Origin of the sequence: Kurthia sibirica, assembly GCF_003143975.1 — a bacterium.
In the GTDB taxonomy this organism is placed as follows: Bacteria; Bacillota; Bacilli; order Bacillales_A; family Planococcaceae; genus Kurthia; species Kurthia sibirica.
The window spans coordinates 164,141-185,708 of sequence record NZ_QFVR01000002.1 but is presented as its reverse complement, the minus strand read 5'-3'; the positions used below and the strand labels follow the sequence as shown (position 1 = coordinate 185,708).

13 protein-coding genes and 1 riboswitch are annotated in these 21,568 nt (G+C 35.2%); of the genes, 10 read left to right on the top strand and 3 right to left on the bottom strand.

What is annotated here, in order from left to right; genetic code table 11:
- The first annotated feature begins 22 nt into the window (after positions 1-22).
- The 3 genes from DEX24_RS02515 (at position 23) to DEX24_RS02505 (ending at position 2,432) form a co-directional block, all read left to right on the top strand.
- The gene (locus DEX24_RS02515; RefSeq protein ID WP_246131351.1) at positions 23-970 is read left to right on the top strand and encodes an ABC transporter substrate-binding protein; all 948 of its coding nucleotides are present in this window, start codon (positions 23-25) and stop codon (positions 968-970) included.
- Positions 971-982: 12 nt separating this feature from the next.
- A complete protein-coding gene (locus tag DEX24_RS02510; protein WP_109304823.1) occupies positions 983-2,029 on the top strand; it encodes an NAD(P)/FAD-dependent oxidoreductase in 1,047 nt (348 codons plus the stop codon).
- Between the two features lie 133 nt (positions 2,030-2,162).
- Positions 2,163-2,432 carry a hypothetical protein gene (locus DEX24_RS02505; RefSeq protein ID WP_109304822.1) on the top strand — a complete coding sequence of 90 codons (270 nt, stop codon included), beginning with the start codon at positions 2,163-2,165 and terminating at the stop codon, positions 2,430-2,432.
- Positions 2,433-2,449: 17 nt separating this feature from the next.
- Here DEX24_RS02505 and mgtA read toward each other — a convergent pair whose 3' ends face one another.
- From mgtA to DEX24_RS02490, 3 genes are all read right to left on the bottom strand, one after another.
- On the bottom strand, positions 2,450-5,113 hold the full coding sequence (gene mgtA / locus DEX24_RS02500; RefSeq protein ID WP_211310108.1) for a magnesium-translocating P-type ATPase: 2,664 nt from the start codon (positions 5,111-5,113) through the stop codon (positions 2,450-2,452).
- A 301-nt stretch (positions 5,114-5,414) separates the two neighbouring features.
- A riboswitch (M-box (ykoK) riboswitch) is annotated at positions 5,415-5,587 on the bottom strand.
- A gap of 294 nt (positions 5,588-5,881) precedes the next feature.
- Complete coding sequence (locus tag DEX24_RS02495; RefSeq protein WP_109304821.1) at positions 5,882-7,234, bottom strand: MFS transporter; 1,353 nt, start codon at positions 7,232-7,234, stop codon at positions 5,882-5,884.
- Positions 7,235-7,383: 149 nt separating this feature from the next.
- On the bottom strand, positions 7,384-8,181 hold the full coding sequence (locus DEX24_RS02490) for an IclR family transcriptional regulator (RefSeq protein WP_109304820.1): 798 nt from the start codon (positions 8,179-8,181) through the stop codon (positions 7,384-7,386).
- A 123-nt stretch (positions 8,182-8,304) separates the two neighbouring features.
- On the opposite strand from DEX24_RS02490, the gene DEX24_RS02485 reads away from it, so the two are divergent.
- The 7 genes from DEX24_RS02485 (at position 8,305) to DEX24_RS02455 (ending at position 21,559) form a co-directional block, all read left to right on the top strand.
- Positions 8,305-9,600 carry a lyase family protein gene (locus tag DEX24_RS02485; RefSeq protein ID WP_170112814.1) on the top strand — a complete coding sequence of 432 codons (1,296 nt, stop codon included), beginning with the start codon at positions 8,305-8,307 and terminating at the stop codon, positions 9,598-9,600.
- Positions 9,597-11,102 (top strand): aldehyde dehydrogenase family protein, encoded by a 1,506-nt coding sequence (locus DEX24_RS02480; RefSeq protein WP_109304818.1) that lies wholly within the window; start codon positions 9,597-9,599, stop codon positions 11,100-11,102. Before DEX24_RS02485 ends, DEX24_RS02480 begins: the two co-directional genes overlap by 4 nt.
- A gap of 20 nt (positions 11,103-11,122) precedes the next feature.
- Positions 11,123-12,238, top strand: a complete 1,116-nt coding sequence (locus tag DEX24_RS02475) for a Zn-dependent alcohol dehydrogenase (RefSeq protein WP_246131350.1) — start codon at positions 11,123-11,125, stop codon at positions 12,236-12,238.
- A 13-nt stretch (positions 12,239-12,251) separates the two neighbouring features.
- A complete protein-coding gene (locus tag DEX24_RS02470) occupies positions 12,252-13,613 on the top strand; it encodes a lyase family protein (RefSeq protein ID WP_109304817.1) in 1,362 nt (453 codons plus the stop codon).
- 268 nt (positions 13,614-13,881) lie between these two features.
- Positions 13,882-14,382 (top strand): GNAT family N-acetyltransferase, encoded by a 501-nt coding sequence (locus tag DEX24_RS02465; protein ID WP_170112813.1) that lies wholly within the window; start codon positions 13,882-13,884, stop codon positions 14,380-14,382.
- 115 nt (positions 14,383-14,497) lie between these two features.
- The gene (locus DEX24_RS02460; RefSeq protein ID WP_170112812.1) at positions 14,498-17,605 is read left to right on the top strand and encodes an MMPL family transporter; all 3,108 of its coding nucleotides are present in this window, start codon (positions 14,498-14,500) and stop codon (positions 17,603-17,605) included.
- 315 nt (positions 17,606-17,920) lie between these two features.
- A complete protein-coding gene (locus DEX24_RS02455; RefSeq protein ID WP_109304814.1) occupies positions 17,921-21,559 on the top strand; it encodes a Cna B-type domain-containing protein in 3,639 nt (1,212 codons plus the stop codon).
- Positions 21,560-21,568: the final 9 nt, after the last annotated feature.

Below are 21,568 nucleotides of genomic sequence, written 5' to 3'. Positions count from 1 at the left end.
TGAAATATGGAGGAGAATGATGATGAAAAAATTAGTTTCGATACTACTTATGGTGCTGTTAGTTGTCGTTTTAGCGGCATGTACAAGCGATGACAAGAGCAAGGATGACAAAGCTTCGGCAAATAAAGAAAATGCGACAAGGGATGTCGATACAGTGATGGGTAAAGTGACTGTACCAGCAAATCCGCAGCGTGTTGTTGTCGACTGGAATTTAGGTGAAGTGATGGCAGTTGGTATTGAGCCAATTGGCACGTCAAAAACCATTTTAGATTATGGTGCATTATTAACGCCTTTTGTGACAGAAAAAACACAGGATATTGGTGCTGATGGTCTAGTATCCATTGAAAAGATACTAGCACTAAAACCGGATCTAATCATTACATATGATACAGAAGCGGTTGAAAAATTCAGCAAAATCGCACCGACTGTAGTATATGACACATCAAAATACAAAACAGTACAAGAAAAAGTAATAGCGATGGGTGAGCTGTTAAATCGTCAAAAAGAAGCGCAGGAGTTTAATGATAATTTAGAGAAAAAAGTGGCAGCAGCTAAAGCGAGAATTGATCAAGTTATTCCAAAAGATGCTACAATTTCAATCATTGATGTAGGTACAACGAAGTCAACAATTGTTGTTGGAGAAACAGGTGAACGTGGTGGTGACCCTTTATATCAATTATTAAAAATGAATCCACCTGAAAATGTTCAAAAAGATATTATCGATAAAAATGAACCGCGAATCGATGTTTCTTGGGAAAAAATTGCTGATTATGCAGGGGATTATATTATTAAAATTTCAAATCCAGCAATAAAACAAAAAAGCTTACCAGCAATTTGGAATACATTAGATGCAGTGAAAAATGATCGTGTTATTGAAGTAGATGTTCGCTCATATTTTATGAGTGACGCGTATGCTTCCATGTTACAAGTAGAAGATTTGGCCGATAAAATTGAAAAACTAAAAAAATAATGAGGTGTGCAAATGACTTTAGAATTATTTGATGTGACGATTGTTGGTGGTGGTCCAGCTGGCCTTTATGCTGCTTTTTATAGTGGGATGCGTGATTTGAAAACAAAATTGATTGATTCTGGAGATGAACTGGGCGGCCGCATGCGTATTTATAAAGAAAAAATGATTTGGGATGTTGGTGGAGTAACACCTACTATGGGTGGTCATTTAATCGAACAACTTATTGCGCAAGCAAAAACGTTCGACCCAACCATTATTTTAAATGCACAGGTAACAGACTTCGAAAAAAATGGAGAGGGTCAATTCATTATTACGACGGAAGATGGTCAGCAACATTTATCGAAAACACTTATTTTAGCAGTCGGCTATGGTATGCTCTCTCTACAAAAATTAGAAGTGGAGGGTGCCGATCGCTTTGAAGTGACAAATTTACATTATACAGTACAAGAATTGGAACAATTCAGAGGGAAAAATATTGTTATATCTGGAGGTGGAGATTCAGCAGTAGATTGGGCAAATGAACTCGAAAAAATTGCCTCCCAAGTAACTGTCATTCATCGGCGTTATGACTTTGGTGGTCATGAACGCAATGTCAGAACGATGAAAAATTCGACTGTGAAAATAGTAACACCCTATGAGATAAAAAGTTTACAGAGTTCCGACGGTAGATGTATTGAGAAAGTTATTGTGGCAAATTGTGAGACACAGGAAGAACAGACAGTATGCGCGGATGCCGTCATAATTAACCATGGTTTTAAATATGACTACGGTAAATTAGAACAGTGGGGACTGAAGCTTTCTGACGGTTGTGCACATGTTGATGGAAAATGTTCTACAAATATTGCTGGCATCTACGGAGCCGGCGATTTTACAGACTACGATTCAAAAGTTCGTCTCATTACAGGTGCATTTTCCGACGCTGTACTTGCTGTGAATAGTGCAAACCATTTCATCAATCCACAAGCTCGTCAAGTTGCGATGGTCTCTTCGCATAATGCTATTTTTAAAGAAAAAAACAAACAATTAGGTTTGGACGATACAGATTATTACGATAACTAATAGAAAAGGTATAACTAATCCTATAAATCAGATTAGTTATACCTTTTACTATTATTTTTGGAAAAAATGTGTATTTAATGAAGAAAAGTGGTATAGAATAGTAATTTGTATGAAGGTGAGGAACAAAACAACTATGACACAAAACACATGGCCAGAAATGCCAGCTACTTTTACCGAACAAGAAATCATTACAATTAAAAAGCTTATGAAAAAAAAGTTAGTCACAACATCCGAAGAAACTACACGACGACAACAAACACCAATATCCACACAATACGAAATTAAAAGGGTCATCGATACATTAGATCAATATTGTAAAGACCAAAAAATTGAAAATGAATATGCTGTCGAAGCAGCGGTGACAAAATTCATTACAAAATATGAAAATCGCCCTGTCATGTGACAAGGCGATAGCTGCAGTTAAATAAGTTCCCCAAAACGTCGGATATAAACTTTTTTCATCACAGTTGCTAACACTAAATAAGAAGCAATAGTTAATGCTAGCCAAGCAAAGAACTGAAGTGGTAGAGCTGTCATACCAAGTGCATGACCCAATTCAGTAGAAGGTAAAATTGTACCGATTGCTATGCCAAGTGCGGTGATTGTTGTGACAATAAAGGAAGCACGACTTTGTAAAAAAGGGATTTTTGGTGTGCGTAGAGCATGGATTACGAGTGTTTGAGACCAAAGCGATTCGACGAACCAGCCTGCATGGAATAGGGCGATAAAGACCGTCTGCTGTTCAATCGATAATTCAGCATAGGAACCACCTAGAGCTGCAGGACAAATGACAAAGAATAATAAAATATACGTCGTAATATCAAACACCGAACTTGTAGGACCAATCCAACGCATGAATGAACCAACGGAAGAAGCGGACCATTTTTTGGGCTTTTCTACATACTCTTGATCAATATTATCCCAAGGTAATGAAACACAGGAAATATCATAAATTAAATTTAAAAATAAAATCTGGATAGGTAACATTGGTAAAAAAGGTAGAAAAATACTAGCAACAACAACGGAAAACATATTACCGAAATTGGAACTAGCTGTCATCTTGATGTATTTCATAATATTACCGAATGTTTTTCTGCCAGCAATAATTCCGCGTTCTAACACCATTAAATCTTTTTCTAGTAAAATAACATCCGCTGATTCTTTGGCAATATCGACAGCTGTATCAACTGAAATACCTACGTCCGATTCTTTCATAGCAGAAGCATCATTAATTCCATCACCCATAAAACCAACAACCTTGCCACTCTCTCTGAGCAAACGCACAATACGTGTCTTCTGTTGTGGTGATAATTTCACGAAAATATTGATGGTTTTTAATTTGATTGTTAATACATCATCTGACATGGCAGCAATAGCTGGTCCAGTGAGCATTTTTTCATTTTCTAAACCAACTTGATTACAAATGGTACGCGTAACAAGTGCATTATCACCTGTTAATACTTTAACGCCAATACCATGTTTTTTTAATGCTTGAAGGGCAGGGCGAGTCGTTTCTTTTGGTGGATCCAAAAAGGCTAGGTAACCGATTAACACCATATCGCATTCATCATCGACAGCGAATTCACCAATGACACTTGGGTTTGTTTTTTGTGATACACCAAGAACACGTAAACCGTCGCTATTTAAGTCATCGACACGGGAAAAAATTTCCTTGCGTAATCCCTCTGTCAGTGGCACGATCTCGCCGCGTACATCGACATGGGAAGATACTTCTAACATTTCTTCTATAGCACCTTTGGTAATCATCTGCGTTTTATTATTGTGATCTCGAATCACAACACTCATGCGGCGTCTCTCAAAATCAAAGGGAACTTCATCAATTTTTTCAAATGCATCACTAGTAAGCGCCAGTTCTTTATTGGCAGCATCCACAATGGCATTGTCCATAACATTGCGCAAACCAGTTTGATAAAAGCTATTTAAATAAGCATGTTTTAATACACGATCATCTTCTTTACCATCGATACTTAAATGATACGCTAGCACAATTTTATCTTGTGTGAGCGTACCCGTTTTATCAGTGCATAGGACATCGATGGCACCAAAATTTTGAATGGAGTTGAGATTTTTAATAATCGTGCCACGCTTCGCCATACCTGTAGCACCTTTTACTAGGTTTGTTGTGACAATCATTGGCAGCATTTCAGGCGTTAACCCAACAGCTACAGAAAGACCAAAAAGTGAAGCTTCAATCCAATCACCTTTCGTCAAACCGTTGATTAATAATACGGTTGGTGCCATCACAAACATAAAGCGAATTAATAGCCAAGATACAGAACTGATGCCCATTTCAAAGCTTGTCACACCGCGTTTTTTTGTAATATCTTTAGCAATACCTCCGAAAAGTGTGTTGTTACCAACACGCACAACAATGCCCTTAGCACTTCCGCTGACAACATTACTCCCCATATAAACCATATTTAAGAAATCAGTCATTTCAAGACCAGTATCTTTATTGATCGCAACCATTTTTTCGATAGGTTGGCTTTCACCGGTCATCGTTGACTGACTAATGAATAAATCTTTTGCTTCAAATAGGCGGATATCTGCCGGAATCATGTCACCGGCAGCCAAATTAATAATATCACCACAGACAATTTCTTCAATTGGTATTTCTTGATCCCTTAATCCCTGCCGCGTAATATTCGTTGTTACTCGTACCATTTTCGTCAATTTTTCAGCAGCATTTGTTGAACGAATTGATTGAAATAATGTCATACTGCCACTGACAATCACCATTGTAGAAATGATTAACACAGCAGCTAAATCTTTGTCACCGGTAGGGGCCAATACATAATCTGTCATGAAAGAAATAATAGCTAAAGTAATTAAAATAGAGGTGAATGGCGTAATATAAGATGTAATAATTTTTTTCACAAGTGAATCTTCTTTATCATGTGAAATCGTATTTGACCCATATTGTAAGCGTGATTTCTCGATATTTTCTATTGATAGGCCATTGTAAGATGTATTAAATTGTTCCATCACTTGAGGAATATCACTGGATGTGGAAAATGCATAAATTTCATAATCTTTGTTTTTAGTTGTCATCGTTTCGCGCATAATTAACACTCCTTTTTACTTATTTTTAAACATGAAGCAAAAGGAGGGAAATCGATGCATATTGCGTGCACCAATAATAGCAGGTTTATTTGCAAAATAACTTCAAATTAGTAGTTGAAGGTCGGCATATTAGTGGCCACCAGACAAAATAGCATAAAAAACCCGTCCATTTTTGCTGAATGATGTCACTCGATAAAGGGTCATCCATTTATGACCACTCCTTTCTATTGGTTAGTTAGCAAACAAAAAAACCTTACACTATACTCAGCGTAAGGTTCAGAAGCATGTCTAAAAAACATGCTACATGATCTCATCGTTGAGTTTTGGCACTATACAACGTAAAAAGTATAAATACTTTTAGCTACTTTAAGAGATGCCTTATATCGACAAATCCTGTTCTACCCATTGGCGTCTTTCGACGTTTTTGTGCAGTAGCCTATGTTTGTATAGGAGCCTCACCTAACAGATCTTTTGCGTTTCCTAACTTCTTCCAACAATATAACAAGTCATTTTTTGAAAGTCAACAGCTCATTATTCTACTATTAGCCAGTGTATGCTGGAAATAGAATGTCTAAATAATGGTTCTATTATTGAAGAATTATATAAAGAAGATAATATTTTTAAAAAGAAGATTTAATGAGATATAATGCTGTAATTAGATGGGATATAAAGAATAATGAGTACAAGAAAAAATATAGCTCTATATAATTTAATTATGTAAGAAAAAATAAAAAAACACGGGAAAATTTTATTTTCCCGTGTTTTTTATTAATCTTTACTCGCTCTATTTAAAGTTAGATTTTTTGTTTCTGGTGCCCAAAGCACAGAAACGACTAAACCAACTAATAATACAGCTACAAGAATGAGCATACTTGATTGTATACCTAAATTTGCTATGCTAAGCGGCAGTAAGAATGTACCTGCTGCTGAACCAAATCGACTGACTGAAGTTGCTAAACCAACACCCGATGACCGAATTTCTGTCGGGAAACTTTCTGCTGGGAATACGCCTACTAAATTACTGACTGCTGACATGATTAGCGTGAAGACACCAAACACTGCAACTAATAATAGTGTCATTGTTGAAGGTAATAATGCGAGCATGCCTAACATTGCTGCTAAGACAACAAATGACCAAATTAAGAATCCTCTTCTTGAGAATTTTGCAGTAAAATAAATACCTAAGAAAGCACCAACTAATAAAATAATATTCAGTAAAAAATCAGTTGAATGATTTGAACTCATACCGAAGCTTTCTAAAATGAGCGGTAAAAATGTATAAATTGCGAAATACGGAATAACGAGTGTTACCCAGAAAATACAGTTGAATACTGTACGCTTAATATATTTACGTGAGAATAGTAATTTAAAACCAGCATCACTAGCAATTTCTTGGCGATCTAAGACGATATTTTCGCCTAAATGTTTTGAAACAATCGCCTGTCCTTCTTCTATGCGGCCTTTACTTTCAAGCCATCTTGGGGATTCAGGTGTCCCAATACGCAGCAGTAAAATGATAATAGCTGGAATCGTTGAAGAGGCTAGTAACCATTTCCAAATATCTGGATTTGTAGAATCTGCAAAATAAATACCAATAATATTTGCACAAACATAACCAACAGTCCAAATCACACTAAAAGAACCTAATAATACGCCACGTTGTTTTCTAGGAGCAATTTCTGCCAACATCGTATGGCCAACACTATAATCGCCACCTAAACCGATACCTAATAAAATACGGAGTAATACTAACTCAATAGCTGAATCTGCGAAAAATTGTAAAAATGAAGCAACTGTTATTAAAATAAAACTAAATACGAATATTTTTTGTCGACCTATATGGTCAGAAATCCACCCCAAAACTAAACTACCTATAAAAAGTCCAATTAATGCTGAGGCACCAATCAGTCCAGTCCATAAAGCATTTAGCCCCATTTGTGGTGTTAAAATTGTAAGCGCAAAACCTATAATTCCTAAAATATAGCCATCTGTAAAGTGAGCACCGAATGTTAATCCAGCAATTTTAATATGAAACTTACTCAGTGGAGCATCGTCCAATAAAACTTTGGGTTTGACACTTGCCGTGTTTAAAACACTTTTATCAACAGTATTGTTATTCATAGAATTCCCCCTATTTAGTAAAACGCTTACATTTAGGGTTCTTAATTCGAACATTTAATTCATAATGTGAACTTCTATTCAAATAGTATAATCAATAACAATAAAAGTCAATAAAAACTCTTAATAAATTTATTAAGAGTTTTTCTATGTTACATATACTTTTGAAGCGTTAAATCATTTTTTAGCTGTAAAATACATTTTTTAAGATGGGGACGCATCGCTTCCATTTTTTCATCATCGAAGCGAAAAGTAGGTCCACCAACTGTTAAGAAACAAATGATTTTCTGATCTTCTCCGATTAACACGGAAGAAATAGCATTTTCACTTTCATTATATTCCCCACGACAGTAGCCGAATTGACTTCGTTTCACTTCATCTAGTTCTGTACGAAGAACTTTTTCGTCAGTAATCGTCAATTCCGTAAACTTCTCCAAGGAGTGTTGCATGTAATTTTTTAAGTTTAGGGCATCCATATAGGCAAGTAGCAGCTTGCCATTCGATGTGCAATGTAATGGCGCAACAGAATTTGTATAATCGACTAAACGAATACTGTAATCTGTATTTACTTGGTTAATCGCTAAAACACCAGAGTAAGTTGGAACACTCAAAATAGCCGTTTCTCCACTTAATTTTTTTAATTGTTCTAAATGAGGACGTGCATGACGAATTAAAATATCAAATATTTTATTTTGAGGTATAATCTCAGCAATTCCATAACTTAATTGAAAACCCTTCGTTTGATAATCCTTTTCTATAAAACCATTTTCTTCTAGGCTCGAAACTAACCTCCATACAGTAGTTCGATTTAGACCGGTGATTTCCGATAGTTCTAGAACGGACATTTCTCTTGAAGAATTTGCGATTATTTTCAATAAATTTAGAGCGCGGTCAACAGACTGAACTGTAGTTACTTCTTTACCTTTTGGTATATTTTCATTATTTTTCATAAAAATAGTATAGCAAATTTTGTTAGAAATTGTTGCAAAAAAATCTAAAGCCCATTATACTTCAATCATGTTCTTAAAATGAAACCATTTGTTCATAATGTGAACGGGCGATTGGGGGATTTTATGAACTACCGTTATGAAAAGGATGTTATTGGTGAGGAACAGATTGAAAGAGACTCACTATTAGGTATTCATTCCGCTAGAAATATCAGAATTTTCAAGCTAGGAGGCTGGCGATTACATCGTTATGCCACCTATATAAAAATGCTGCTTTTCATTAAAAAAGCAGCAGCAATTGCCAATAGGGCAGCAGGTGATTTAAATGAAAAAAAAGCTCAAACGATCATTGAAACCTGCGATTTATTATTATTGACGAAGCACAATGATCAATTTGCAGTAGAAACCTTGCAAGGTGGAGGGAATATTGCAGTTAACTTGAATATCAATGAGGTTATTGCGAATTTTGCCAATAAAGAGCATTCAAAAAAGGATTTAATTGATGCTATTAACGATGTGAATTTATCACAGTCAACAGCAGATGTTTGCCGAACTGCCGGTAATATGGCGGTCTATGAAGAACTTACAAAATTCCAGCAGCAATTTGCAAAATTAGTAGAATCATTTCAACAAAAAGAAAAAGAGTTTACTGGAATCGCGTCAATATCAAGAACCTGTCTTCAAGATGGGAGTAAAAATGATATGGGCGAATTTTTCTCCGGTTACACAGCGGTTTTACAAAGACGCTATCATCGTCTTGAAAGCGTTTACGCTCAACTCTTAGCTATTAATATTGGTGGAACAGTCATTGGAGATGGTGAGGGAGCTTCGAAGAATTATCAAGCGCTCATCGTAGAAAGTTTAATAACAGTAAGTAATATGCCATTAACATCTACAACCAATAAATTTGATATGGCACAAAATATTGATGTTCATGTTGAAGTATCAGATCAACTAAATATCGTTGCAGAAGCACTCATTAAAATAGCAAAAGATTTACGATTATTATCATCTGGACCTGAAACAGGTTTTAATGAACTGCGTTTACCACAGATTGTTAAGGGATCCTCATTTTTCCCAGGTAAAATCAACCCAGTTATTCCTGAAACAGTGATGCAATGTTGTTTTGAGGTAGGTGGCTTAAATTATTCAATCCACCGTTCATCAGAAAATGGTGAACTGAACCTCAATGTATTTGAAGGGTATGCCGTCTTTAAATTATTAGATAGCATTCAACTCTTAACAAGAGCGATTACGCTATTAAATGATTATTGTATCCAAGGTATTTCAGTAAATAGTGAGCAATGTAAGCAGTATTCGGAAAGTTTAATACCAAGCATTGTGAGCGTGAAGGAGCAATTTGGTTATCACGCAGCAGAAGAATACTACAAAAATATATTGAAAAAGAGGGATTTAAAATGACAAATTTTGAAACGATTGAACAACCAAAACTACAATGGGCAGCACAGTGGTTAAAAGATATAAAAGGTAGTTATATTAACGGGGAATGGCTGACTACAGGTCCAGCAACTATCTCGTCTATTAACCCTGCAAATGGTTCGGTAGTTGGGGCATATTATGAAGCAACAACAAATGATGTGGATACAGCAATTGTATCTGCACGCCAAGCACTTACAAACTCTGACTGGAAGACTATTTCGAAAAAACAACGCGCAAAAATTATGCATCAAATTGCAGGGTTAATCTATGAGCATCAAGCAGAACTAGCAACTTTAGAAGCGCTTGATAACGGTAAGTTATATTCGGAAGCATACAATGATGATGTGCAAGAATGTGCAGAGTTATTTGAATACTATGCAGGTTGGACAGATAAGTATTATGCAGAAAATAACCCTGTAAATGGCGATTTTTTAAGCGTCACAACAGTGGACCCAATTGGTGTATGTGCTCAAATTGTACCGTTCAATTTCCCATTGCAAATGGCATGTCTAAAAATGGCACCAGCCTTATCGATGGGGAATACACTATTATTAAAACCTTCAAATAAGACATCATTCTCTGCAATTCGTTTATTTGAAATTATTGCAGAAGCAAATATTTTACCAGCGGGAACGATTAATTTAATTTTAGGAAAATCAAAATTAGGTTCGCATATGAGTACGCACGCAGGTGTAGACAAATTATCATTCACAGGTAGTACAAATGTGGGGAAACAATTAGTACGTGACTCTGCCGACAGTAATTTAAAGCCGGTAACACTTGAATTAGGTGGTAAATCACCTAATATTTTATTTGCAGATTATGCAAAACGAGATGAAGCAATTGAAAAATCATTCTATGCACTATTTACACATAAAGCAGAAAAATGTTCATCTCCAACTCGCTTATTCGTTGAGAAATCAATTTATAACGAAGTAGTAGAGAAAATGGCTGCATTTGCAGATGCTTATAAATTAGGGGATCCCTTCGACCCTTCTTCTGATCAAGGTGCACAAATCTCTACCGAGCATATGGAATCAATTTTAGGCTATATCGAGAGTGGTATTGAACAAGGTGCTCGAGTAGCAGCAGGTGGATATCGTGATATAGAAGGCGAAAATGTCCATGGCTGTTTCGTACGCCCAACAATTATGGCAGATGTTACAAATGATATGAAAATCGCTCAAGAAGAAATTTTTGGCCCTGTACTATGTGTAATTCCTTTTGAAACGGAAGAGGAAGTTATTGCCCAAGCAAATGATACAATTTATGGTCTTGGTGCAGGTCTATGGACAGCTGATATGTCGCGTGCACATCGTGTTGCAAATCAACTCGAAGCAGGCATGGTTTTTGTAAATAAATATGGCTGCTATGATTTTGCAAGCCCATTTGGCGGCGTAAAACAAAGTGGTTGGGGCAAAGAATACGCAATCCACTCGCTAGCAGCATTCACTAAAAAACGTGCAATTTGGTTCGCATACTAATAACAAGGGAGTCTTTACTAATGATGAAAATTAAAGCAGCAGTGATGAGAACAACAGGTGGGAAATTATCAATCGAGGACATCAATTTAAGCGAACCAAAACATGATGAAGTATTAGTACAAATAAAAGCAACTGGCGTGTGTCACAGTGATTTAAATTCTTTAGAAGATGCGACAACACCACTTCCAACAGTACTTGGACATGAAGGTGCAGGAATTGTGCATTCAGTTGGTAGTAGTATAAAACATGTGAAGCCGGGTGATCGTGTCGTTCTTAGCTGGGCTCCATATTGTGGCCAGTGTGCTTACTGTGCGGAAGGTAAAGTTCATCTTTGTGAAGATGCATTTGGCCCAATGTTTGCAGGTACATTATTAGATGGAACAACACGTTTATCAGATGAAAACGGTAAAATTTATCACAGTTCATTGCTGTCAACATTCGCAGAATATGCAGTAGTTCCAGCAATGTCTTGTATTAAAATTCCAGATGAAATGCCATTCGCTCAAGCATCATTAATCGGTTGTGGTGTCTCAACAGGCTACAGTGCAGCAGTAAATGCAGCAGGCGTAACAGCAGGTTCTACAGTTGCAGTATTTGGTATTGGTGGCGTAGGGATTAATGCTATTCAAGGTGCTAAAATTGCCGGTGCTTCAAAAATAATTGCTTGTGATATTAAAGATGAAAATTTAGAGATTGCTAAAAAATTCGGTGCTACACATGTTGTTAATTGCAGTGCACCAGATACAGTTGAGCAAATTCAAGCAATCACTGATGATGCCGGTGTTCACTTTGCAATCGACTGCTCTGGTAACACTTTTGCAGCTCAAACAGCATGGTTGTCAGCACGTAAAGGTGCAACTGTAGTCGTAGTAGGAGCATTCAATCCAACAAAAGAATTAAGTCTTCCCGCTGGTGGCTTCCATCGTTTGGGTAAAGTATTGCGTGGTAGTTTTTATGGGGATGCATCACCATTTAGAGATTTCCCACGAATTGCGCAGATGTATTTAGATCACAAATTCATGCTGGATGAATTAGTAATTAAAACGATTTCAATTGATGAAATTAACGAAGCATTTGATGCTTTCCACGATCATAATTGCTCAAATGTTGGTAGAACAGTTATTACTTTCGATTAATTGAGGTGAAAAAATGCGCCTAGAAAAAGATTTTATAGGTGAAATAGAGTTAGAAGATCATATTGAATACGGTATTCAAACTTTTCGTGCGTTACAAAATTTTTCAATTAGTCATCAAAAACTAAATGATTATCCGATTCTTATAATGAATATGGTACAGATAAAAAAAGCTGCAGCAACCGCAAATTATTTAGCAGGTTCATTAACTAGCAATGATTGTCAGGCGATTGTGACGGCTTGTGATGAACTTTTAACACAGCAAACCTACGATCAATTTCCAATTGATCTATATAACGCCGGTGGCGGTGTATCCGTTAATATGAATATAAATGAAGTGTTAAGTTATCGAGCGAATCGACAATCATTACACGAGAAAATTCATCCAAACACCCATATTAATATGTCACAATCAACAAATGATGTGTTTCCAAGTGCCATTCATTTGAGTATTCACACATATAGTGAAGCTTTGATTACACAGTTAGAAAAACTAGTAGTTGTATTCACTAACTTGGAAAAAGAGCATGCTCAAACAGTAAAATTAGGACGTACTTGTTTACAAGATGCAGTTCCTATTACATTTGGTCAAGGCTATTCTGGACAAAAGGTATTTGTTATACGTCAAATTGAAAAGCTACGATGCATACAAAATGAGTCGTTAGAATTAGTCGTTGGTGCAACAGCAGTCGGAACATCCATTGGTGCTAGTGCCGTCTATACGTCTAATTTTTACTCAGAAATCAGCAAAAATATGGCCTTGCCAATTCGTTGTGCCCCAAATTATTTTGACGCGCTACAACATGCCGATTTTTATGTGAATGTATCAACAATTTTAAAAAATTGTGCTTCAGCATTTTCTAAATGGTCCAGTGACTTGCGTTTTTTATCTTCTGGACCGACAAGTGGCATAACGGAAATAAGTCTTCCAGCTGTTCAACCGGGCTCCTCCATCATGCCAGGTAAGGTCAACCCTTGTATCCCTGAAATGATGATGCAAATTTCCTTTGATATTTTTGGCAAAGATACAGCGATATCGCTTGCAGCAGAACGTGGAGAACTTGAGTTAAATGTTTGGGAAATGATTATAACAAAAAATTTATTTGAGAGCTTTGAATTATTAAGCAATGCCATTCCCTTATTCATCGATAAATGTTTAAATCATATCGTTATTCATGCAGAGCGCAATGAGCAGCACGCTTCAAAAAGTGCAGCGCTCAGTGCGGTCTTAACAAAACAATTTGGTTATGTAAAAGCATTAGAATTGACGACACTTGCTTTGAAAAAGAATATGACTATTAAAGAAGTTGTCATTCAACAACAATTATTAGATGAACAGCAAGCAAATAAACAATTCAATCTGAAAAATTTCATTTAAATTTCCCTTTCGAAAACTAGTTTAACGTTTTCGAAAGGTTTTTTATTTGCAAAATATAGGAGCAAGATTTTTTTGATCCGATTCACGAAATTTATAGAAGGACTGTGATTGTTGAAGGTATCCTATTACTTAGTCACTAATACATATTGGTTGTCTAAAAAAGAATTATTCAGTTATGTTATTTGGTAAAAATTATGTAAAAAGATACTTTTACTTCCATAAAAAAACAATTATAATAGAGAGAAATATAAAAAAAGGTGGCGTCATCGTGAAAATTCGACAGGCAATCATTGAAGATGCATTTGGTATTGCACAAGTACATATCGCTAGTTGGAAATCAACGTATCGAGGCATAATTGCAGATGAAATTTTAAATGAATTAAGATTGGAACAACGCATTAGTCAGTGGCAGCAACATATTGAAAATCCATATAAAACGATTATTGTATTGGAAAATAATAATGGCATTATCGGTTTTGCAGATGGTCAAAAAGTAGAAGATGACGTATATATGCATTATGAAGCTGATATGACATGCCTTTATTTGTACGCCGAACAACAAAGACAAGGGTATGGTAGACAATTAGTAGGAGAACTTTTTGAAAAGTTTAAACAGCAGGGGATGACGAGCTGTATCGTAAAAGTTTTAACAGGTAATTCAAGCCATCTTTTTTATGAAAAACTAGGTGCTAAAAAAATAGATTCTTTTCATGCTACCGAGTATGGAGAAGGCAATACAATTGATGTTTATGCATGGGATAAAATATAACTAAAAGGAATTTATTATAAAATTGTCGGGTCTTTTCTCATATGTACATAGCCTTTTGTATCGTTTTTTTATTGCTTTAAACTTAAAGGTAATGAAAAAAATGCAGGGGGACAATATGATTACCATCTTACGCTCAAAATGGACGACTATTATTGCTCTATTAGCGATGCTAATAGGGCTTTATATAGTGGCGCCGAATTTAAGTAGCTTAGTACAACAAAAAGGTCAAATAACAGTACCAGATCGTGCAACTTCTCAGCAAGCTAAACAGTTGCAACAACAGTTTGATGAACAGTTAGGACGAGATAGAAAAGGTTCTATGATTCTAGTGTTTCATGATGAAAAAGGTTTGGATAAAAAGCAACATCAAGCGATTTCACAAGCTGAAAAATTATTGTTAGCCAATAAAAAAGAATGGCATATTTCAGCACTTCATACGAGTCGTGATGAAAATTATCGTCAGCAACTTGTCGCGAAAAATGGTCAAACAGAGATGATGCTTTTGCAATCGACTTGGCAACCGAATGATAAAAAAGAATTAAAGATACAACTAAAACAATTGCAAGAAGCGACGAATAATCTCGCTTTAAAACCAATGTTTACAGCAGAATGGATGGTCAATGACGCAATTAATGACAATGCACAACAAGGGTTGAAGAAGACCGAGATGTTCACTATATTGTTCATTATTATCGTCTTGCTTATTATTTTCCGTTCGATTGTAACAGCTATTATTCCACTTGTGATCATCGGAATTGCCTATTTTATGTCATCACAAATAATTGCTATTTTAGCGTATTATTTTAATTTTCCATTATCAAGCTATACACAGCTATTTTTAGTCGTCGTATTATTTGGTATTGGTACGGATTATTGTATTTTATTGTTGAGTCGCTTTAAGGAAGAATTGGCGCATGGTCACACATTAGAAGTGACTGTACGAACCACTTTTAAAACAGCGGGTAAAACAATTTTATTTAGCGCAATAACGGTTATGGTTGGTTTTGCGGCAATAGGAGCATCCTCTTTTAAATTGTATCAATCTGCTGTTGCCGTATCAGTTGGCGTCGCAGTACTTCTTTTTATAATTTGGATGTTGCTACCAGCAGTCCTCCTCATTTTAGGTCAAAAAATATTTTATCCAGTAAAAAAAGTACAATCACCAGCACCAAGTCGTTTTTGGCATTTTTTAGGGCGGTTTTCTACAACGAAACCACTTCGAACACTTCTTTTATTAGCGACTTTTATCATTCCAGCTCTTTTACTGTATAACGATCAAGTATCTTATAATTCTTTGAATGAAATGCAGCAAAAAAGTGAACCGATTAAAACCTTTGACATCATTTCACAGTCATTTAATGCGGGTGAAGTGTTACCAACGACTATTTATATAAAAAATGATGATGTAATGACAACAGCAGATTATTATACATTGATTGAAAAAATAGCTGTAACACTACAAAAAGATAAGGGAATAGAAGAAGTTCGTTCTTTAACAAGACCAATGGGTTTACCGATTCAAGCATTGTACATTCATAAACAAGCAGCCTTACTTAATGAAGGATTACAAAGTGGACAAAAGGGACTCACTACAATTCAAAATGGCTTGGCCACAGCAAATGACACGATAAAAAATACACAACCTTCCATGACAGAAGCTACGTCAGGTATTGAGAAATTACTTATAGGAACAGAGGAATTACAAAATGGAGTAGGTACTTTGAGTAACAGTCTAGAAGGAATTCAAACTGCCATGCATGAAGGAAAAAGTAGTACGGAACAAATGACAGTCGCTTTAGAAAAAATATATGCTGGAGCGATAAAGTTACAAAATGCACACCAACAATTACTAGCTGGCTATAAAGAAGGCGCAACGGCTTTACAAACGGTGACATCAAACTATGAACAAATGACGGATTCTGTAATAATTTTAAGTACGCAAATGCAATATATGTCACCGACTGCTTTTCGTTTATTAGAAATGAAGCACCCAACACTGCGAGGCGATAAAAAATATATAGAATTAAAAGAGGCTTTTTTAGCTGCTAGACAGCAAATGCCAACAGTTGTTGAAAATGTAGAACAGTTAAATACGGGACTTCTTCAACTTCAAAAAGCGATTGGACAGGCTAATTCTAATTATTCAGCAGCGTTGAAAAAACAAGAGTTGATTACGGACGGCTTACAGCAGCTTATGATTGCCACAAAAAATCAAATGGCTGGCTTACAAAAACTATCAACAGGACAACAACAGATTTTACAACAATTACCAAAATTATCGGGTGGTTTATCAGCAATCAATGAAGGTCAAACGACTGTATTGGTTGGCTTTGAAGTATTAAATCGTCAAATGACAAATTTGTCACAGGGTTTACAATCCAGTGTGACAGGGCTAACTAAAGTGTCGGGGGGAATGGCAGATGCACGAACTTATTTGAGTGATCTTGCCAAGGCAGATAAAGAAGCTTTTAATATTCCTCCCCATGTGTTAGACAGTAAAGAATTCAAAGGAATTTTAGCGCAGTATATGTCTGTAGACGGTAAAATAATGCGCATGGATATTATATTAAAAGCGCACCCCTACTCACTCGAGGCGATGGATGATATACGATCACTAACAAATCTGTTGCAACAAGCGACAAAAAATACCAAACTTGAAAATGCTCAGATCGAAATTGGCGGTGTTACGAGTCAAAATGTCGAATTAGCAAAATTATCAAAAGAAGATGTTATGAAGACAGCGATTATTATGATGATCGGTATTTTTCTCGTTTTAGCACTCGTTTTTAAAGAATATATAATGCCACTATACTTGGTGTTATCACTTGTCCTCACTTATTTCTTGTCGATGACAATCAATGGCTGGCTTTATACGTCAGTATTTGGTTTTGAAGGCTTAAGTTGGCTGAGTCCCTTCTTTTCATTCGTTATTTTGTTAGCATTAGGTATCGACTATAGTATCTTTTTAATGATGCGTTATAGAGAGAATCGATTGCTTCAGCAAGAGGCAGCTATGCATGCCGCAATGACGCAAATTGGTAGTGTGATTTTATGTGCTATCTTTATTTTGGCAGGAACATTTGCGGCACTTATTCCTTCAGGCATGATGTCTCTTATTCAAATAGCAACAATAGTCATTACGGGTTTAATCATTTATGCAGTCCTTATTTTACCGCTTTGTATTCCAGCGATGAATCAATTAAGCATGAGAAAAAAACTATAAAAACACCCCCCTTATCACTTTAATATAGCGATAAGGGGGGGTTTTTTCCAAATTGTTCCACGTGAAACAACTAGTAAAGAACAATTATTTGAAGTAGGAACTAGCGCCAGTTCCTCTTAATTAATTAGAGGCATTCTATTATTTAAATAGTAGAAACATGCTGAAAGTCATGATTTTTAATGACAAAATATACACAGGGCATTATAAAAAAATAATATTTAAGATGCGTTTTATTTCCTTATAAATAAAAAATAGGTAGTTTCAAACAAACTTACACGGGTAATTTTAGTATAAATCATTGAATGGAGGTATGAAATGTATAAATATAACAAAAAAATATTAACTATACTACTTTCTATACTATTTTCATTAAATATGTTAGTTACTCCATTTATTGACTTTCCTAATGGAGAAAATGAAGCAAAAGCAGAGATACCAGGAGAAGGTGGTATAGCTGACTCTAATAGAGAAAATGATCATAATACCTCATCATGGAAATTGGAAGAAGAAAAAGCTATAGCAGTGAAAAGTAATGCGCCGGCTAAAGCTGGCGCAATGGAAGTTTCTCAAGATGTAGACATTAAGCAAGTAAAAGTAATGAGAATGATTGCTAATGACTGGGTCGATTTAGCTGATGGTGACGAAATCAGCCTAGATAGTAAAGTTAAATTTCATGTAGGTTGGGAAATATTAAATCTTAAGGATTTAAATATTAAAGATGGTGATTATTTCGATATTAACTTACCAAGTAAATTTTTTAGATTTACGCCTCTGCTAGAAAATAAAGATGTTGTAGCAGAAAATGCTGCAGGTACGAAAATTGTTATTGGTCAAATGATGGTTATAGCAGAATCCAACAATACACCTGCAAAGATTCGTTTTGTATTTAATGCAGATGGGGCAAAACAAACGAGTTTAAAAGATGGCTTTTTTGAATTAATTGGCTATGCATCTGAGGTGAAAGATAAAGATGAAGAAGTTACTGTTGGTAATGAATTAATTCCGTCAATTATTATTAATCCAAGTCCAGAAATACCACCTACGGCCTATGAGAATACTAAAAATGGCGTGATTACAAAGAGTTTTTGGTCTACAGCAAACACCAATTTAGTAAATTGGTTTATTCAAATAAACTATGAAGACTATATTGATGAATTCAATGAGGGTAAAAAAAGTACAGTAAAATCAGATGTCTATTTTATAGATGAATTACCATTGGGTATTGAAATGTTGAAATTTGATGTTATGTCACCTATTTTTATAGCTACAGAAAATGGGAAAATGTCGAAGAGTATTGTAAGTTTGGATACATTTTCAACTCAATCCTATGAAGTGAAAAATACCACTACAGAAACATGGGAAGATTTCAAAACTAGAATTAAAAGTGAAAAAACGGGCGCGCCAGCCTTTGGTATTTATGAAGATGAAGATACGGGTCAAACAAAACTTATATTTAAACTGGGGGATTTACCAGGGTCAAAGATTACAAATAAAAAGTTAGCAGATGTTAATGAAAAAATTGATAAATATAATACGACGAATGAGATTAAAGATTTGACAAAAGAGGCCTATAAAAAAATATTAGATACAAATAAACAACCGGGTGTACCAGGCGTATATATTGCTGTGTACTCAAAAATTGTTGGTGGTACAAAAGCATACCAAAATACAGCTACATTGAATTGGGGAAATACGAATAGTAGTGATCGCTCGAGTACAATCAATTTTGATTCGATGGATGGTGGCGCAACAATTAATGGTGATGGGATCCTTATTATTACAAAAAAAGATACGGATAGTAAAAAAACTTTAAAAGACGCATCTTTTAAATTACAAAAAAAGGACGAAAATGGTGAATTTGTTGACTACAATACCACAGATACCCCATCAAATACGAGAAAAACAGATGAAAATGGACAGGTAGAATTTAAAAAACTCGGTGCAGGAACATACAAAGTCGTTGAAGTATTAGCACCTAATGATTATGAAGGTAACCCGACATTCAGTGTGACAGATGGGATAGTAACATTTGTCGGAACTGAAAAAAAGGAAAAAGAAATTGATGTTTTTAATAAGAAAATAGAATCAAAATCAGTTACTAGTTTCAAAGTGTTGAAAAAATGGGATGATCAAGATAATATTGCTCAAAAAAGACCAGAAAGTGTCAAGGTACAACTCTATGGAGATGGAGAAAAAGTTGGTGAAGAAGTCGAATTGGACGGCTACAACAATTGGAATCATGAATGGGAAAATTTAGATGAAAAAAAAGAGGGGAAGAAGATTAAATATGAAGTAAAGGAAGTTGATATACCTGGAAATTATTATAGTTCAAGTATTGCTGTTGAAGATGGTGTAGAGTGGAATACTTGGTACGAAGAAAATGGATGGCATTTGAATAATAAAACTATTGAAGATGGTGTCCATGTAATTACAAATTCACCGAAAGTAGCATTAACGACCATATCAGGTACAAAAACATGGGATGACAAAGATAATGCCGATAATATGCGTCCATCGTCTGTAAAGATAAATCTATTAGCGAATGGTGTAGTAGTCCAATCGAAAACAATATCTGATAAAGAACTATGGCAATATGAATTTATCGATGTCCCACTAACAGATAAAGGGGAAAAAATAAATTATACGGTCACAGAAGATCGTATAGAGGGCTATATTACAATGATTGATGGCTTTGATATCAAAAATAGTTATGCACCAGATAAAAGAAGCTTAAGTGTAACAAAAAACTGGGATGATTACGCAAACCAAGATAATTTGCGTACGTCAGCGATTCAAGTGCAATTATATGCTGATGGTGTAAAGTCAGGAAATGTGATCGAGTTGAATGAAGATAATAAGTGGACATACAATTGGCATGATTTATTATTGAAAAAAAATAATAAGGACATTAGTTATACAGTAAAAGAGGAAAATATATTGTTTGGATATGATTCTTCTATTGAAGTAGACAACGGAAATATAATAATTAAGAATAAACATATACCAGAAAAAATAGATGTGACAGGAAGTAAAACATGGGACGACAAAGATAATAATGATGGAAAACGTCCAGATAAAATAATAGTAAATTTAGTAGCTGATGGTAAAATTTTAGACACAAAAGAAGTAAAAGAAAGTGATGACTGGTCCTATAGTTTTAAAAATTTACCCAAATTTAAAAATGGCATTGAAATTAATTATTCCATTTCAGAAAATAAAATTTCAGATTATACACTTAAAATGGATGGCTATAATCTAAAAAATAGTTATACACCAGGAAAAACATATCTCTCTGTTGAGAAAGTATGGATGGACGAAAATGATGCAGATTTAATACGTCCTGAAAGTATTGAAGTACAACTATATGCAGATGGAGAAAAACAAGGTGATCCAGTTGTGCTTTCCAGCAAAAATGAGTGGAAAATGATTTGGGATAATTTAGATAATCTAAAAAAAGGAAAGAAAATTGACTACTATACAAAAGAATTAAATGTTCCAAAAGGATATGAATACAAGGAATTTACGATTAATGGTCATACAATTATTACAAATACACATAAAGTTGAACCTAGGATACCACCAGTAGACCCAACAGACCCAACAGACCCAACAGACCCAACAGACCCAACAGACCCGGTAACTCCGGTAGATTCGATAAATCCAAACATACCATCGAATCCTATGAAGACATTATTTACAACACCTAAAGAAGCAGGCAATCCACTTACACGTAATTTGACGACATCAAATATGTTAGATGATCCAATTAAAACAGATCTGCTGACATCACCAATTACTAAACCAACTGTAGATAAAGAAGAACCGGCTACATTCACAAGCAAGTTAAAAGGAATGCTCCCACAAACGGGAACAGGGCGAACAATAGTAGGCGTGGTAGCTGGTTTATTATTAATTGCATTAGCAGCTGTATTGATTTATAGAAGAAAAAAGTAACTTAAATAA

Bases quoted from the DNA above. Each gene is read 5' to 3' on its own strand.
- DEX24_RS02460 (WP_170112812.1), top strand. From the start codon at position 14,498: ATGATTACCATCTTACGCTCAAAATGGACGACTATTATTGCTCTATTA.
- DEX24_RS02475 (WP_246131350.1), top strand. From the start codon at position 11,123: ATGATGAAAATTAAAGCAGCAGTGATGAGAACAACAGGTGGGAAATTA.
- DEX24_RS02470 (WP_109304817.1), top strand. From the start codon at position 12,252: ATGCGCCTAGAAAAAGATTTTATAGGTGAAATAGAGTTAGAAGATCAT.
- DEX24_RS02485 (WP_170112814.1), top strand. From the start codon at position 8,305: ATGAACTACCGTTATGAAAAGGATGTTATTGGTGAGGAACAGATTGAA.
- DEX24_RS02480 (WP_109304818.1), top strand. From the start codon at position 9,597: ATGACAAATTTTGAAACGATTGAACAACCAAAACTACAATGGGCAGCA.
- DEX24_RS02490 (WP_109304820.1), bottom strand. From the start codon at position 8,181: ATGAAAAATAATGAAAATATACCAAAAGGTAAAGAAGTAACTACAGTT.
- DEX24_RS02495 (WP_109304821.1), bottom strand. From the start codon at position 7,234: ATGAATAACAATACTGTTGATAAAAGTGTTTTAAACACGGCAAGTGTC.
- DEX24_RS02505 (WP_109304822.1), top strand. From the start codon at position 2,163: ATGACACAAAACACATGGCCAGAAATGCCAGCTACTTTTACCGAACAA.
- DEX24_RS02510 (WP_109304823.1), top strand. From the start codon at position 983: ATGACTTTAGAATTATTTGATGTGACGATTGTTGGTGGTGGTCCAGCT.
- DEX24_RS02515 (WP_246131351.1), top strand. From the start codon at position 23: ATGAAAAAATTAGTTTCGATACTACTTATGGTGCTGTTAGTTGTCGTT.
- DEX24_RS02455 (WP_109304814.1), top strand. From the start codon at position 17,921: ATGTATAAATATAACAAAAAAATATTAACTATACTACTTTCTATACTA.
- mgtA (WP_211310108.1), bottom strand. From the start codon at position 5,113: ATGCGCGAAACGATGACAACTAAAAACAAAGATTATGAAATTTATGCA.